General features: G+C 41.2%; 11 protein-coding genes and 8 tRNA genes. 6 read left to right on the forward strand and 13 right to left on the reverse strand.

Features of this window, described 5'->3' with window-relative positions:
* Window positions 1-53: 53 nt before the first annotated feature.
* The 3 genes from B9T23_RS07945 (at window position 54) to B9T23_RS07955 (ending at window position 4,342) form a co-directional block, all read left to right on the forward strand.
* Window positions 54-614 (forward strand): YcxB family protein, encoded by a 561-nt coding sequence (locus B9T23_RS07945; protein WP_067723826.1) that lies wholly within the window; start codon window positions 54-56, stop codon window positions 612-614.
* 177 nt (window positions 615-791) lie between these two features.
* Window positions 792-3,443 carry a PepSY domain-containing protein gene (locus tag B9T23_RS07950; protein ID WP_086193715.1) on the forward strand — a complete coding sequence of 884 codons (2,652 nt, stop codon included), beginning with the start codon at window positions 792-794 and terminating at the stop codon, window positions 3,441-3,443.
* A gap of 116 nt (window positions 3,444-3,559) precedes the next feature.
* The gene (locus tag B9T23_RS07955) at window positions 3,560-4,342 is read left to right on the forward strand and encodes a YdcF family protein (RefSeq protein WP_086193716.1); all 783 of its coding nucleotides are present in this window, start codon (window positions 3,560-3,562) and stop codon (window positions 4,340-4,342) included.
* 37 nt (window positions 4,343-4,379) lie between these two features.
* Here the strand turns inward: B9T23_RS07955 and B9T23_RS07960 are convergent, their stop codons facing one another.
* The 11 genes from B9T23_RS07960 to B9T23_RS08010 form a co-directional block, all read right to left on the reverse strand.
* Window positions 4,380-4,841 (reverse strand): DUF2750 domain-containing protein, encoded by a 462-nt coding sequence (locus B9T23_RS07960; RefSeq protein ID WP_086193717.1) that lies wholly within the window; start codon window positions 4,839-4,841, stop codon window positions 4,380-4,382.
* Window positions 4,842-4,915: 74 nt separating this feature from the next.
* Window positions 4,916-4,991 (reverse strand) — tRNA-Val (locus B9T23_RS07965).
* Window positions 4,992-5,082: 91 nt separating this feature from the next.
* Window positions 5,083-5,159 (reverse strand) — tRNA-Asp (locus tag B9T23_RS07970).
* A 37-nt stretch (window positions 5,160-5,196) separates the two neighbouring features.
* A tRNA-Val gene (locus B9T23_RS07975) sits at window positions 5,197-5,272 on the reverse strand.
* A gap of 31 nt (window positions 5,273-5,303) precedes the next feature.
* Window positions 5,304-5,380: transfer RNA gene (locus B9T23_RS07980), tRNA-Asp, on the reverse strand.
* A gap of 13 nt (window positions 5,381-5,393) precedes the next feature.
* Window positions 5,394-5,469: transfer RNA gene (locus tag B9T23_RS07985), tRNA-Val, on the reverse strand.
* A 21-nt stretch (window positions 5,470-5,490) separates the two neighbouring features.
* A tRNA-Asp gene (locus B9T23_RS07990) sits at window positions 5,491-5,567 on the reverse strand.
* A gap of 51 nt (window positions 5,568-5,618) precedes the next feature.
* Window positions 5,619-5,695, reverse strand: a tRNA-Asp gene (locus B9T23_RS07995).
* 25 nt (window positions 5,696-5,720) lie between these two features.
* Window positions 5,721-5,796: transfer RNA gene (locus B9T23_RS08000), tRNA-Val, on the reverse strand.
* Between the two features lie 289 nt (window positions 5,797-6,085).
* Window positions 6,086-6,616 (reverse strand): cell wall-recycling L,D-carboxypeptidase ElsL, encoded by a 531-nt coding sequence (gene elsL, locus B9T23_RS08005; protein ID WP_086193718.1) that lies wholly within the window; start codon window positions 6,614-6,616, stop codon window positions 6,086-6,088.
* Window positions 6,617-6,624: 8 nt separating this feature from the next.
* Window positions 6,625-7,008, reverse strand: a complete 384-nt coding sequence (locus B9T23_RS08010) for a YbaN family protein (protein WP_067723821.1) — start codon at window positions 7,006-7,008, stop codon at window positions 6,625-6,627.
* Between the two features lie 95 nt (window positions 7,009-7,103).
* Between B9T23_RS08010 and B9T23_RS08015 the strand changes: the two genes are divergently transcribed.
* From B9T23_RS08015 to dapE, 3 genes are all read left to right on the forward strand, one after another.
* Window positions 7,104-7,973, forward strand: coding sequence for a DUF1853 family protein (locus B9T23_RS08015; protein WP_086193719.1), 870 nt, complete (start codon window positions 7,104-7,106; stop codon window positions 7,971-7,973).
* Window positions 7,974-8,099: 126 nt separating this feature from the next.
* Window positions 8,100-8,249, forward strand: coding sequence for an entericidin A/B family lipoprotein (locus tag B9T23_RS08020; RefSeq protein ID WP_086193720.1), 150 nt, complete (start codon window positions 8,100-8,102; stop codon window positions 8,247-8,249).
* A 131-nt stretch (window positions 8,250-8,380) separates the two neighbouring features.
* Window positions 8,381-9,517, forward strand: coding sequence for a succinyl-diaminopimelate desuccinylase (gene dapE / locus B9T23_RS08025; protein ID WP_086193721.1), 1,137 nt, complete (start codon window positions 8,381-8,383; stop codon window positions 9,515-9,517).
* Window positions 9,518-9,591: 74 nt separating this feature from the next.
* Here the strand turns inward: dapE and B9T23_RS08030 are convergent, their stop codons facing one another.
* Together B9T23_RS08030 and B9T23_RS08035 are read right to left on the reverse strand one after the other, a co-directional pair.
* Window positions 9,592-10,050: a hypothetical protein gene (locus B9T23_RS08030; RefSeq protein WP_086193722.1), complete on the reverse strand. Its 459-nt coding sequence runs from the start codon at window positions 10,048-10,050 to the stop codon at window positions 9,592-9,594.
* A 4-nt stretch (window positions 10,051-10,054) separates the two neighbouring features.
* The gene (locus B9T23_RS08035) at window positions 10,055-14,464 is read right to left on the reverse strand and encodes a hybrid sensor histidine kinase/response regulator (RefSeq protein ID WP_086193723.1); all 4,410 of its coding nucleotides are present in this window, start codon (window positions 14,462-14,464) and stop codon (window positions 10,055-10,057) included.
* Window positions 14,465-14,558 lie beyond the last annotated feature (94 nt).

Consider the following 14,558-nt stretch of genomic DNA (forward strand, 5'->3'; position numbering starts at 1 on the left):
AATTGGTATAAATAATGCTAAACTTTTTACAGTTCTAAATTTGTTAATTCACTATGACCACGAAAAATTTATACGCTTATACCCTACAGCCTGTGAACTATGAAATTTCAGAGGCTGAACAACGTCAAGCTCAACTTGCTATCTGGCGTAGTACCAACAAAATCGGCACTAAAACATGGGCGATCATGGCTGTCGTGGCTGCTCTATCTATTGTTGGTATTATCTTATTAAAGAACTATTCGACTATTTTTTGTTGGGTTGCATTAGTCTGCGTCGTGGCGTACTTCTTAATCCGTAAATTCGGCCTGGAATGGTACGTTAAACGTAAAATGAATGAATTCCCGGTACAGGAAATCAAAGGCATTCGTTTAGGCGTACAGCCACACGGCATTATTATGCGTCAAAAAATGGGTGCGCAAGAAGGTGTTGGTTCAATCGGCTGGAAAGATATTTATGAATGGTATAATACACCTGACTTTATGTTGATTAATTTCAAAGTGAAAGGTCAGCAAGGTGCTTATATTCTGCCAAAACGTATGGATTCAAAGAATTTTCCATTCAACACCATTCGTAAGCATTTAACTGAAACAGTGGGCGAAGCTAAACAGGTTTAAGCCCTGCTGTAATCAAAAAAATTGGCATAAAAAACCTCCAGAATTTTGGGGGTTTTTTAATAAAACAACTATAAATGATAATGAGAATGAATATTACCTGCAAAATCCATATGATTTGCCAAAAATTCAGTTATAATTTGCGCTAATACCATTCACCTCCCGCATCTTTTTTCAGCTATGTTAAAAAAAATCTTTTTTCAGATCCATTGGTTCCTCGGGATTAGCGCTGGGTTAATCCTCTCGATTATGGGGGTTACCGGTGCCATTTATTCATATGAACAACCGATTCAAAAATGGCTGAATCCAGATAGTTATACCGTACAAGCAGAAAATCGTGGCAAATTAACACCTGCAGAACTGTATCAGCACTTTAATAAAGCTGCTCCAGAGATGAAAATTAATAGCATCACTGTTGCCAAAGACCCCACTGCATCTTCTAGCCTAAATATTGTCAAAGAAGGTGCACGCAAGGGCTATAACATGATGATTAACCCCTACACGGCCGAAGTTTTGCCAGAAATCAAGGGTCGAGAGTTCTTCCAGTTTATCCAACAGTTACATCGCAACTTAACCATTGGTCCTGTTGGCAAGCAGATTACTGGCGCATGTACCCTCATGCTGCTGTTCTTTGTGTTGAGTGGTTTATACCTGCGTTGGCCTAAAAAACACTCTTTCAAACAATGGTTGATGATTAAACCGCAACTGAAAGGCCGTAATTTCCTTTGGGACTTGCATGCAGTGGTGGGTACTTGGGTGGTTATTTTCTTCCTGATTATCGCATGTACCGGCTTAACTTGGTCTTATGGCTGGTGGCGTAGCGGTCTGTATACCGTGATGGGCGTCGAACAACAAAAAGAATCAAAAGGTGAAGCTCCACAGCGTGGCGCTGGAGAAAGTCGCGGAAATGCCCCAAGCGGTGAAGGACGTGGTGGCGCTGAACAGGCACAATCAGGTAACAAAGATCGAGAAGGTTCTAAACAGGGTTCTCGTGGCGAAAGTGGCGATAAACCAGGTCTAAGCCCTGAGCAAATCAATCTTGCCCTAAGCCAAACCTGGGCTGGATTTAATGCAAAAGTCGGTCGTGATTATTCAAGCCTGACCGTCAATTTGCCGAAAAAAGCCAATGGTGAAGTTGAACTGAGTTTTGTAGATGCTGTTCCACAACATGAACGTGCACGTAATAAAGCCACATTTGACTATAAAACTTCAGCCATTAAAGACATGGAAATTTACGAAGATAAAAAGTTAAATGAAAAAATCATGAGCAGTATGTTGCCGGTTCACCGCGGTAGCTTCTTTGGTCCCGTGTACCAATTCCTGGCCATGTTGGCCGCTCTGACTATGCCATTGTTCTTTGTAACGGGCTGGATGCTGTATCTTAAACGCCGTAAACAAAAGAAACTCACACAAGCTGCGCGGAATAGCTTAACTGCTGTCAGTATTGATCCAAATAAAAAACCTTGGCTGATTGCTTATGCGACCCAAACCGGCACTTCTGAACAACTGGCTTGGCGTACAGCAACCAGCTTGCAAGAAGCTCATCAGCCTGTAACGGTGAAATCCGTACAACATTTAAGCTTGAATGATTTAAAAAATACCGACCAAGTCTTGTTTGTCGCAAGTACTTACGGCACGGGTGAAGCGCCAGATTTAGCTTCAAGTTTTGCCAAGAAAGTGCTTTCAACAAAAGCTGATTTAAGCCATCTACACTATGCTGTTTTAGCCTTGGGTTCTAGCGAATATCCAGACACCTTCTGTAGTTTTGGGCATGGAATTGATGCCTGGTTAAAGAAAAATGGCGCGCAACAATTGTTTGCCACCATTGAGGTGGATAATGCCAATAATCAACAGATTCAGGCCTGGAATAGTGCTTTAGCCAAAGTGACCAAACTTGAGTTACAAATCATGAATATCGAAAAAACATTCGATACCTGGACACTCACAAAACGTGATGTGCTCAATCCAAATAGCTTAGGTGCACCTGCCTTTAATATCGAATTAAAGCCAACACATGAAGTGATTTGGCAAGCCGGTGATATTGCAGAGATTCAACCGGGCAATAGTGCTGAACGTATTGCAGCCTTTATGCAAAAGCATCAAATTCCTGCGCATACGCAAGTGGATTCGTTACAAGTGAGTATTGAGCAAGCATTGTGGGATAAAGATTTAACCGTTGAAGTTGAACCTTTTGCCAATATAGAACATTTACTGGAACAGCTAAATACGCTGCCTTCGCGTGAATATTCAATTGCCAGCATTCCATCACAACAAGTGCTGCGTTTAGTGGTGCGTCAACAATCGGATGCTCAAGGGCACTTAGGTTTAGGTTCGGGCTGGCTAACTCAACATGCCGCATTAAATAGCCAGATTGCATTACGTATCCGCACCAATGAATCTTTCCATCTGATTGATGACAACCGTCCGGTGATTTGTATTGGTAACGGTACCGGTCTTGCCGGATTAATGAGCTTGTTACATGCGCGTACCCGTCAAAACTATACGCAAAACTGGCTCATCTTTGGGGAACGTCAACGTGAACATGACTTCTTCTATCAAAGCACGATTGAAGCTTGGCAAACCACAGGCATGCTGCAACGCCTTGATTTAGCCTTCTCACGTGATCAAGAAGAAAAAGTCTATGTGCACCATAAACTACGCGAGCAAGCCCAAGAACTTAAAGCCTGGGTCGATAATGGCGCTGTGATTTATGTTTGCGGTAGTATCAATGGCATGGCGAGTGATGTTGATCAAGCCCTAATTGATATTCTTGATGAGACAACAGTCGATCAGCTTCGTCAACAAGGTCGTTACCGTCGTGATGTTTACTAAATATTAAGGTACTAAATATTAAAGCCAATAAAAAACCGAGCCTTAGCGCTCGGTTTTTTATACTTAAAACATATAAATTGTTTAAACTAACAGCAACATTCACCCAGAGTCAGCTTATGTCGGACCCTCTAAAACGCAGCTTCAGTTTTATCATAGGCAGTTTATTGGCACTAGTTGGCTTATGGTTACTTTCACTTGATAAAATCCATTTAGGCATTATTCTTCCAGTGATTATCGGTATCGGGTTAATCCTGTATGCCCTATGTTTTAAGTGGATTCAAAAATTTATCCAAGCCAGTAAGCTACGACAGACTTTATGGCGTTGTGCTTGGGCAGCATTCTTTCTATGGCTCAGCACATTGTTGATTTTTTTCGCTTATCTGCAATATACGATTCAGCAGAACACGACAACACAACCGGCAGTCGCAATTATTGTACTGGGCAGTGGCATAGAAAATGGTCAGCCCTCTCCAACTTTAAAACAGCGTTTAGATGTCGGGGCAGCCTATGCCAAGCAATATCCGGAAGCTATCCTGATCATGACTGGAGGTTTAGAGTTTAGAGAACAAATGACTGAAGCAGAGGTGATGTCCACTTATCTGCAAAAACAACATCAAATAGATCAATCACGAATTTTATTAGAAGATCAAAGTACCAGTACTGAAGAAAATCTGCTTAATGTGCAACCCTTACTCAAAGAACATCAGATTAGCCTGAACCAACCTATTGTTATTGCCACCAGTGATTTTCATATTTTACGTGCCAAAGCCATCGCCAAACATCAAGGCTACCAGCAGATCCTCCCTATAAGTGCCCCGACTCCTTTATATATTCGCTATAACTCTTGGTTGAGAGAATACTTTGCCTTTATGAGTGGATGGCTACTTAATGAATATTAAACTGATGCACAACTTTAAAAATAATTGATCTGGCAAACTAATTCAAACGAATGCTACGTGGCATAGGTAACTTGGTGTCTTTAAATAATTCTGGTTTTTGCAAATAGATCTGGTACAGATAATTTTTGATGTCTAATAATAATTTTTCAGGGGCAACCAGAACATTCTGCCCTTCAGGCGTTAAATCCATCGACACACAGGTATTTTCTTGGCGTAAAAAAGGGATGACTTTTTCAACAAAATCTTTGAGTGAAATATCCTGAATTTGATAATGTTCCCAATTATCTTTTATTAGCAATTTTGCCAGACTTTTATGTTGCCAAACTGCAAAAGCGCGCTGACCTGTAGGAGTTGCACATAAAGCCCAACCGTCATCATATAAAGCACTAATAGAACCTTGAGCAACAATGGTTTCAATGAATTGTTTATAAATATCTTGAGCATTATAGGTATTATTTAGATTTTTGGACGCAGCTTTGCGTTGATATGGATTTCTCATCGTTTTTCAATATTTAAAATTATTATAGTCTTGAGATTCTATGAAAAAAACAGGATTTGAGCAAGGAGAATATATGGTGGGCGCTGACGGGATCGAACCGCCGACATTCTGCTTGTAAGGCAGACGCTCTACCAACTGAGCTAAGCGCCCTTGAGGAATAAAAATAGCATGGCCATTTTTATGACGCAAGAAAGAAATCTTGCTGGATGTAACCATGATCTAGAACAAGGAATCTAGAAAATGGCGCAGCGGACGGGACTCGAACCCGCGACCCTCGGCGTGACAGGCCGATATTCTAACCAACTGAACTACCGCTGCACGGCAAACTTATAAATAAGTTTCATATCCGAAGATATGGTGGGCGCTGACGGGATCGAACCGCCGACATTCTGCTTGTAAGGCAGACGCTCTACCAACTGAGCTAAGCGCCCTTAAAGGGTGTTACATTTTCGATTTTAGGGATGGCGCAGCGGACGGGACTCGAACCCGCGACCCTCGGCGTGACAGGCCGATATTCTAACCAACTGAACTACCGCTGCATCACAAAAAATCTGGTGGGCGCTGACGGGATCGAACCGCCGACATTCTGCTTGTAAGGCAGACGCTCTACCAACTGAGCTAAGCGCCCTCAAAAGGTCTATCATGTAAATGGCGCAGCGGACGGGACTCGAACCCGCGACCCTCGGCGTGACAGGCCGATATTCTAACCAACTGAACTACCGCTGCATCTACACAATGTCTCTATTGTGGTACAAACAACTTGTTATCTGAATTAAGTGGCGCAGCGGACGGGACTCGAACCCGCGACCCTCGGCGTGACAGGCCGATATTCTAACCAACTGAACTACCGCTGCACTTAAAACATTTAACGTAAAGGCTTGGTGGGCGCTGACGGGATCGAACCGCCGACATTCTGCTTGTAAGGCAGACGCTCTACCAACTGAGCTAAGCGCCCTTTACGACTTCATCGTTTGTGTGGTGCATTATAGAGAATCTATGCAGCCTGTCAAACGCTTTTCTGCCTGTTTTTGGTTTTTTACGTTTGAGTGATTAAAAAATAGGTTAATCGCTATAAAAACAAACAATTTCTGTAATTTATTTAGAATTTTATGCAAAAAACTACAAATTCATACTGTAGTTTTGACTCAAAAACTTTCATGTTTTTTGAACAATCGGGAAATAATGCTATTTTTTAGCCAACATCGATAGCGGAGTTTTCACTTTTCATCTATTAAGATGTTGCTTTAAATGTTTGTGCTTATTTTTCCGTCAATTAAATTCAAACTGTGTTCAGAAATATAAACCAATGCTTGTTCAGGAATAAGGTTGAACAATTCAACCACATCATCATTACGCATACGAATACAGCCATGTGACATCGGGATACCCATAGGTTCGGTATCGGGTGTGCCATGAATATAGATATAACGTTTAAATGTGTCGCAGCCCTCACCCTGATTAAAGTTCTCTTCCAAACCACTTAACCAGAGAATGCGTGAGAGTATCCAATCGCGTTCAGGAAACTGTGCCGCTAATGCTTCATCATAGACTTCGCCAGTTTCCTGTCTTGCTTTGAAAACTGCATTTTCAGGTGCACTGTGACCAAACTTGAGTGCAACCTTGTGCCAGCCTCTAGGGGTCTTGCCTGAATTTTCCTGCTCGCCAATACCATTCTTACCTGAAGAAATCACATAAAACTTATTATGCTTTGGCAAAGTTAAGCTTTGTTCAGCCAAATCAATCCAGACATCTGCTTGTTCTAAGGCATATGACATGATGGGTATCACTCTGCTTCTTTTATCTGTTCAGTCGAGGGTTCAGGACGTAGCCACAGCCAGATTGAAACTGAAAGCATGGTCAAGTCGGTAAATACCTTGACCAATAACGGCGCATAGGTAAAAAGCATAATCATAGCGCTGATCAGCATCATGATACTGGCGAACCATTTCGCTTTACGCGGTACAGTGCCGTTTTCACGCCATGATCGCAAGGTCGCCCCATATTTAGGATGATTAAGTAACCATGCATCCATTTGCGGCCAACCTTTAGAGGCGGACCAGGCGGCTAAAATAAGAAATACTGTTGTTGGCATACCCGGTATAAGTGCTCCGATAAAGCCCAGGATGACGAAAATCATCACCAAACTTCGCCAAAACAACATCTTCATAGCACTGCCCTACACGACTAATTGCGGTAGTATAAAGCGTTTTTACCTATTATCCGTTGTAATTCTGCACTTTTAATTTTGCGCTGGGTGTTTCTATGTTTGCTTTAAATCAAGCCTCTGATCTTGACGAACCTTGGCTTCAATTTAAAAATTTACTGGTTCGACAACTGGCATTTTGTGTATCCAGTCCGAATATTTTAGCAACGATTCCACCAGAACTGGTACTCAAGCATTCTTTTCAATTACATTCCAACGAAACATGGGCAAGGCATTTTCAGAATTATCATTCAAGACTGCTTTATTTAGATCAACATCCTCAAGAACTGGAAATCTTTTTACAACAGCTGAAAAGTACCCGTTTAGGTTTGCGCTTTGAAATGTTTATCTGGTTTTGGCTGCTCGATCAAAATTATCATCCTTATGAATTACTCGGTCATAGTATTCAGAAAATCGCTGGCCCTAAAACCTTGGGTGAACTCGATTTTCTATTACTCAATACTGAAACCAATAAAATTGAACACTGGGAAGTTGCTTTAAAATATTATTTGGCTGAACGGGATTTTTCTTTAGCCTATTGGTATGGCTTAAACCGTAGCGACACCTTAATTCGAAAATTAAATCACTTTAGTCAAAAACAGTTTCAATTTGAGGAAGCACTTGATCATCAAATTGATCAGCGTTTCGCCATATTAAAAGGTCAACTCTATCTTCCTGTTGAACATACCCAGCAAGTTATTCCGGCTTGGGTGAATCTCAAGCGGCGTTTAGGTTATTGGGGAAGCCATGTTCCTCCTCAAAATGCACATTTTTATCGTTTACAACGACAAGAATGGATATGCCCTGCATCCCATCTGAGTAGTGAAACTGCACATTGGTGGGGCAATGGTTTATACCTGCAAAAAGATAAGTCCAATTTCTATATGTACCGGAATGCCCCACTCCTTTCTCAAAGGGTGAATGCTTAACTTTATGAGAAATGTCTACTTTTATAACAATTGATTACTTTTCTACCATCAAAAACTCATATTTTTTACGCTGGGTATTATTTAACCTGAATCCACATCAAAATAATGAAATACTTGGAGATGATGATGAATAAAATTCTAGCTGCTTCCCTCATTATGGCATTTGTTTTAACTGGCTGTAATACATTTAAAGGCATGGGTAAAGATGTATCCAAAGCTGGAGATGCCGTAACCGATACTGCAGAAAAAACTTCTGAAGAAATCCACAAAAGATAGTTAGTCTTTAATGCACACAGAACCCTATATAAGATAGGGTTTTTTTATGGCAATTTTATAGCAGTCATTCACATTCAAGGGCATATTCGCCTATTATAGTGCTGACAAATTTATCGACTGATGAAAATCGCATGACATCTTCCGCTACCCTTGATTTAAGCCTGCAACTGTTACGTCAGCCTTCTGTAACACCTATTGATCATAGCTGCCAAAACATTATGGCGGATCGTTTAGAAAAAATTGGTTTTAACATTGAATCGATGCGTTTCGAAGATGTCGATAATTTATGGGCACGGAAAGGAACTGAAGCGCCTGTTTTATGTTTTGCAGGTCATACCGATGTTGTCCCAACAGGCAGTTTAGACGACTGGAACTCCGACCCATTTGTACCCGAAATTCGAGATGGTAAGCTCTACGGTCGTGGTAGTGCTGACATGAAAACTGCACTTGCAGCCATGGTAGTTTCATCTGAACGCTTCGTTGCAAAGCATCCAAATCATAAAGGCTCTATTGCGTTTCTGATTACTTCTGATGAAGAAGGTCCGTCGATTAACGGAACCGTAAAAGTGGTTGAAGCTTTAGAAGCACGTAATGAGAAAATGACCTGGTGTCTCGTTGGTGAGCCATCAAGCACCAATCAACTCGGTGACATTGTTAAAAATGGTCGTCGTGGGTCGTTAAATGCCAATTTGACCGTTAAAGGCAAACAGGGGCATGTAGCCTATCCTCACCTTGCGATTAACCCGATTCATACCGCTTCTAAAGCCTTAGCTGAACTTTGCGATACAGTTTGGGACAATGGCAATGAATATTTCCCTGCAACTTCTTTCCAAATTTCAAATATCAATGCCGGTACTGGTGCAACCAACGTTGTTCCTGGCACAATGAACGTGTTGTTTAACTTCCGCTATTCAACTGAAGTCACGGCAGAAGAACTCAAGGCACGTACTTTAGAAATTCTTGACCGTCACAATGTGGAATATGACATTTCATGGACGCTTTCAGGCTTACCATTTCTTACACCAGTCGGTGAACTGGTCAATGCTGCAAAAAATGCGATTCGTAATGTGACAGGTATTGAAACTGAACTTTCGACCAGTGGTGGTACTTCAGATGGCCGTTTTATTGCTCCTACCGGTGCGCAAGTGCTTGAGTTGGGCGTTTTAAATGCCAGCATTCATCAAATTGATGAACATGTAAATGTGGCTGATTTAGAGCCGCTTGCTGAAATTTACGAACAGATTTTAGAAGGCTTATTGGCTAACTAAAACTCCAACAAATAAAAAAAAGGAACTTATTTAAGTTCCTTTTTTTATCACTCATATTTGAGCTATTGCTAAAATCATAATCCTAATGAGGATTGAATTTGCGCCAGATTAGGGATATGAAAAACTTGATCGGCCATGCGCACGTATTGAAATACAGCCGGATCATTTAAAGCCTGTTCTTCATCGACTACTTCCGAAATACGTAGACGAATGGTTTTCGGCATCTCATTGCACATCAGGGCAAAACGCTGACTCACGTCATCGCCTTCAATCACCAAAGCCACTCCTGCTTTCTGTTCTGGGTTATTCACTGCATAGACAGGTAGCTTGAGTTCATGCCATTCTACAAATGGGACTTGCGTGGCACTGTCCAGTGCTGACAAGACGATATTCTGTGGTAACAACATCGCCTCTTTACCGTAACAATCGATAATATAAGCATCGATAAATCCAGTCGACACGGTAATAAGGTGATGTAACTCTTGTTGCGTCATTTGATGTGCAGCAGAGTTTGAAATGCTATTTTGGCTCATTTATTTACCCCTGACTGGTCTCTAACAAGTTTTCAACATTGCTCACCAATTCTGCTTCCTGGAACGGTTTACCCATATAGTGGCTGACACCCAGACTGAATGCACGTTCACGATGCTTCTCACCCGTTCTTGAAGTAATCATGATAATTGGTAAATCGCGATGCACTTCATGGTGACGAACCAAATTCGTTACTTCAAAGCCATCCATACGCGGCATTTCAATATCCAGCAACATCAAGTCCGGTTTCACATTTTCCAGTTGTTCCATCGCATCGACACCATCTTTTGCCGTCACAATGTCATAACCATGACGTTCAAGTAAACGTGATGTCACCTTACGTACAGTGACCGAGTCATCCACAATCATAATTAAACGACGTGCATTATTATGACGCGACAGCTCACGCTGATCTGATACGTGTTTAATGCGCTGCGTGGTTTGAATTTGTCGAGCAATATTTTGACCATCCAGAATCAGACAGACCTGACCATCACCTAAAATGGTTGCTCCGGCAACGACACCTACGCTAGAGAATTGCTGACCAATCGGTTTCACTACAATTTGTGCACGTGAACCAATCAACTGATCCACCAATAATGCGATGGTTTGACCACTATTGCCTTTAATGAGCAACACCGGTAAAGAATGCGCAATATTACTTAAACGCGGTAATGGTTGGTTTGAAACAAACTCGGATAAGTAACGCAGTTTGTAGTTGGTATTATCAATTTTGAAGAAGTCATCTTTACTATTGAAATACTCTTCCAAGGTAGAAGGTGCAATTCGGACAATACGTTCAATTTGTGCCAGTGAAATCGCAAATTGCTGATCGCCCGCTTTCACCATCAAGGCATCACTTACCGCTACTGTAGTTGGTACACGAATGGTAAAGGTTGTTCCTTTGCCCAGCTCTGAATCTACAGAGACATGCCCACCGAGGGCTTTAATTTCACTCTGAACCACGTCCAAACCTACGCCACGACCAGAAATTTGGGTAATTTCTTTCGCAGTACTGAATCCCGGATGGAAAATCAGTTGCAGGATTTCCTGTTTATCGAGGAATTGATCAGCCTTAATTAAACCTAAGTTTAAAGCCTTCTCTTTAATCTTCGACTCATCAATCCCTTTACCATCATCACTAAACGATACCAGTACGTCCGTACCTTGGCTGCTGATATTTAAGACGATTCGTCCTACTTCAGGCTTCTGTACTTCTTGTCGTACTTGAGTATCTTCCAGACCATGGTCAATCGCGTTACGAAGCATATGTTCAAATGGCGTCACCAAACGCTCAAGAATGGTACGATCCAATTCACCTTCAGTATTTTGAACAATCAACTCTGCTGGACGGTTCAATGTCGACGATGTTTGACGCACGATACGTTGTAAACGTGGCAATAGGCGATCGAATGGTACCAGACGCGTACGCATCAGGCTTTCTTGAATCTCGGCTTGAATACGTGATTGTTGTAACAGTAAACCTTCTGTATCACGAATTTTATCGGCCAACGTTGTTTTAAAGTCAACCAAGTCGGATGCAGATTCCGCCAAAGATTTTGACAATTGGTTCAAAGATGAATATTGGTCCATCTCTAATGGGTCAAAATCGGCATAACGCGAATTTTCCGAACCATGTTTTGCAATAATGTGTGATTCTAGCTCACCTTCCATTCGACGTAATTGGTCAGCTAAACGCTTCATCGCCAATTCCATCTCGTTCAAGGTATTACCGAGTTGACCCAAGTCCATTTCGATACGCGAACGGTTAATTGAATTTTCACCAGACAAATCGATCATCTTCTCTACCAGGTCGGCAGAAATACGGATCATTTCATTGCTGTTATCTTGTTGCGAACTTAAGTCCCACTCACCCAGCATTGCAGGTGGTTCAGCACCATCACCTTGAACAAATTCAAAGGTTTTCGGTGTAGTTAATAGATCGGATTGCGTCACACGATTTGGCAATTGAACGGTTACATCAACAAATCCAATCGACGCTAAACTTAATTTTAGACTATCAAAATTACTATAATCGCGTTCGAAGATGGCCTGTTTTAACCATGCAAACGTGGTTTGTAGTAATAAGTCGTATGCATTTGAATTAAAGTGATGGACCGCGAACTGCTCGAAGGTGGTTTCCAATTGATAGGAAATGGCAGCTACAGGTTCATTTTCAACCATACGCGCACCACCTTTCAAGCTGTGGGTGGCACGTTGTAATTGAAGCAGCAAGCTACGATCGCTTCGTTGATCAAACCATTGTTTTAATAAATTATCGGTAGCTTCCAGAATCTCTTCCGCTTCTTCTAGGAAGGTTTCTTCTGCAATTAAGCGAATACTATCCTCAGGATCCTCAACCGTTGCTACATTTTGTGAAACAGCTTCTTGTTCTGTTTCAAATTTTTGTTCTGTTTCAACTTCTGAAGCGAATATCTCAGCTACTGGTTCTGCTAATTCATGACCCTCGATTTCAGCAGCAACATTTTCAACCACAGCAGCACTTGCAAACGTGCCTTGCGCAATCTCTTGGATATTACGCAAAATCTCAATCGATTCAGCACCAGAGTAGTCAATATTATCTTCACGAATGGTTTGAATTCGATCTGATACGTCATCTTGGACTAAACGGATAATACTAATCAGCTGTGGCGTAACTGTAATTTGTTGACGAATCACGCGCTCATAAATCGACTCTAATTCATGTGAAATTAAGCCGATATGAGTCGCTTGAATCATATTTGCACCCCCTTTCAAGGTATGCAAATAACGCATTAAATTATTCAGTGCAGTGGTATTGGCTGGATCTTTGCTCCAAGTATTTAAATCTTGGTCAATCCCCCCCAACAACTCCTCTGCTTCTTCCAGGAAGATACCAAGTAAATCAGCATCGAAATCACTGTTTGCATCAGCTGCATGCATTTGAGCACGATCAGAACGCATTCTTTGTGAAATCTGTGCAAGATCAACCGTCGTAGATGCTGTATTTGGTATTGTTTCAAGCAGTTCTTCAACGACAGATTTACTATTTTCAAACTGTTCAAGGTCTTGCTGAACAAAGGCAGAAAGATCACTCAATATTTTCTGAACTTCATCGGTTAATATGACACGTTGCCCTGCGGCCAAAGTATCAAACAAATGAATAAACTCTTGGTGTGCTTGTCCAAACAACTCATATGCATAATCAATATTGAGTAACTCTGGCTTTAATACCAGCGCTTCATAACTTGACTTTAATTCATTGGTAAACTGGTGAATACCCACCGCAGCACGATTATCAGTATGATCCAATAACTGTTGAGCCTGTTCACTCAAGGCCTGAATATATTCTGGATACTCAACTTTGGCGCGTTTTTCAAATTCGAATTCAGCATCTAATAACAAATCAATATTCAATGCGATCAGCTTGGAAACCAGTCCTTGCGGATTAACATCTTCATCTACTTCAGCTGAAGTGAAGCCATAGTTATTCCATGCAGTATTAAAGGTTTCATAAATCGCATCAAGTTTCTGCATTTCACCTTGTCTAAGGGTATGCAAATAATCACGCACAAATTCGGCATACTGAATCAGCAAAGCCGTTTGCTTAGAGGTCGAAACAATTTCTTCTTGCAATAATGTTTTAAATAAATGCTCTGCCTTGGTACTGGCTTCAAAAATCTGCTCGATTTGAGCCATTGATGAACTGCCACGCAAGGTATGTAAAGCACGAATGAGAGCATTATAATCTTGTTTATTTTCATGCTCATTTTTCAAGAACTGATCAATAGTTGCTAAATGCTCTTCAGCTTCTTCAATAAAGATAGCAACAGTTTCTTCGATATCATTATTTGCTTCTGTTTCAGTGTCTACTTCCACTTCTGTGTCTAGTTGAGTTGATACTTCATCATTCAACTCTAAACCAGTCACACCATCTTCAGCAGTCAAGCTGGTAGAAAGCGCCAGTAATTCTTCCAGAGCAGGTTCTAAACTTAATCTTTGCTGTATTTGCTGACCCAGTAAAACCAAAGGACGCAAATCAATATCAGTAAGCTGAACAGTTTTAAAAATTGGATATAACTTATATTGATAAATTTTAAATACAGTTTGCGCGAAGCGTTGAACCGTTGTATCTAATGGCATAGCGCCTGAAATGACACGATTTAAAGTGTCTTCAACTGCCCAAGCCACTTCACCGGCAGATTTCGCCCCTACCATGCGTCCAGAGCCTTTAAGCGTATGGAAATGACGGCGAATGGTGTTCAAAATTTCTTGGTCATTGGGATTTGCAAACCAAGTTGGAAATAAAGTACTTAATTCAACGAAGATTTCCTCGATTTCTTCAACAAAAATTTCTAGAATTTCTGCATCTTGATCAAGATAACTATCTTCAGGAAGCGTAGTCGTTTCAACTAAATTTTTTAATATTTCTTTCATAGCTTAGGCTTCTTACGTTTATCTGCCACCAAGAAGGGCGCTCAAACTTAATTGTCACCATCACGCGAGACCTAACTTTGAGGTTAAGTTCATC

It is taken from the genome of Acinetobacter terrae (genome assembly GCF_002135195.1).
In the GTDB taxonomy this organism is placed as follows: domain Bacteria; phylum Pseudomonadota; class Gammaproteobacteria; order Pseudomonadales; family Moraxellaceae; genus Acinetobacter; species Acinetobacter terrae.

Bases quoted from the DNA above. Each gene is read 5' to 3' on its own strand.
- B9T23_RS07945 (WP_067723826.1), top strand. From the start codon at position 54: ATGACCACGAAAAATTTATACGCTTATACCCTACAGCCTGTGAACTAT.
- B9T23_RS07950 (WP_086193715.1), top strand. From the start codon at position 792: ATGTTAAAAAAAATCTTTTTTCAGATCCATTGGTTCCTCGGGATTAGC.
- B9T23_RS07955 (WP_086193716.1), top strand. From the start codon at position 3,560: ATGTCGGACCCTCTAAAACGCAGCTTCAGTTTTATCATAGGCAGTTTA.
- B9T23_RS07960 (WP_086193717.1), bottom strand. From the start codon at position 4,841: ATGAGAAATCCATATCAACGCAAAGCTGCGTCCAAAAATCTAAATAAT.
- elsL (WP_086193718.1), bottom strand. From the start codon at position 6,616: ATGTCATATGCCTTAGAACAAGCAGATGTCTGGATTGATTTGGCTGAA.
- B9T23_RS08010 (WP_067723821.1), bottom strand. From the start codon at position 7,008: ATGAAGATGTTGTTTTGGCGAAGTTTGGTGATGATTTTCGTCATCCTG.
- B9T23_RS08015 (WP_086193719.1), top strand. From the start codon at position 7,104: ATGTTTGCTTTAAATCAAGCCTCTGATCTTGACGAACCTTGGCTTCAA.
- B9T23_RS08020 (WP_086193720.1), top strand. From the start codon at position 8,100: ATGAATAAAATTCTAGCTGCTTCCCTCATTATGGCATTTGTTTTAACT.
- dapE (WP_086193721.1), top strand. From the start codon at position 8,381: ATGACATCTTCCGCTACCCTTGATTTAAGCCTGCAACTGTTACGTCAG.
- B9T23_RS08030 (WP_086193722.1), bottom strand. From the start codon at position 10,050: ATGAGCCAAAATAGCATTTCAAACTCTGCTGCACATCAAATGACGCAA.
- B9T23_RS08035 (WP_086193723.1), bottom strand. From the start codon at position 14,464: ATGAAAGAAATATTAAAAAATTTAGTTGAAACGACTACGCTTCCTGAA.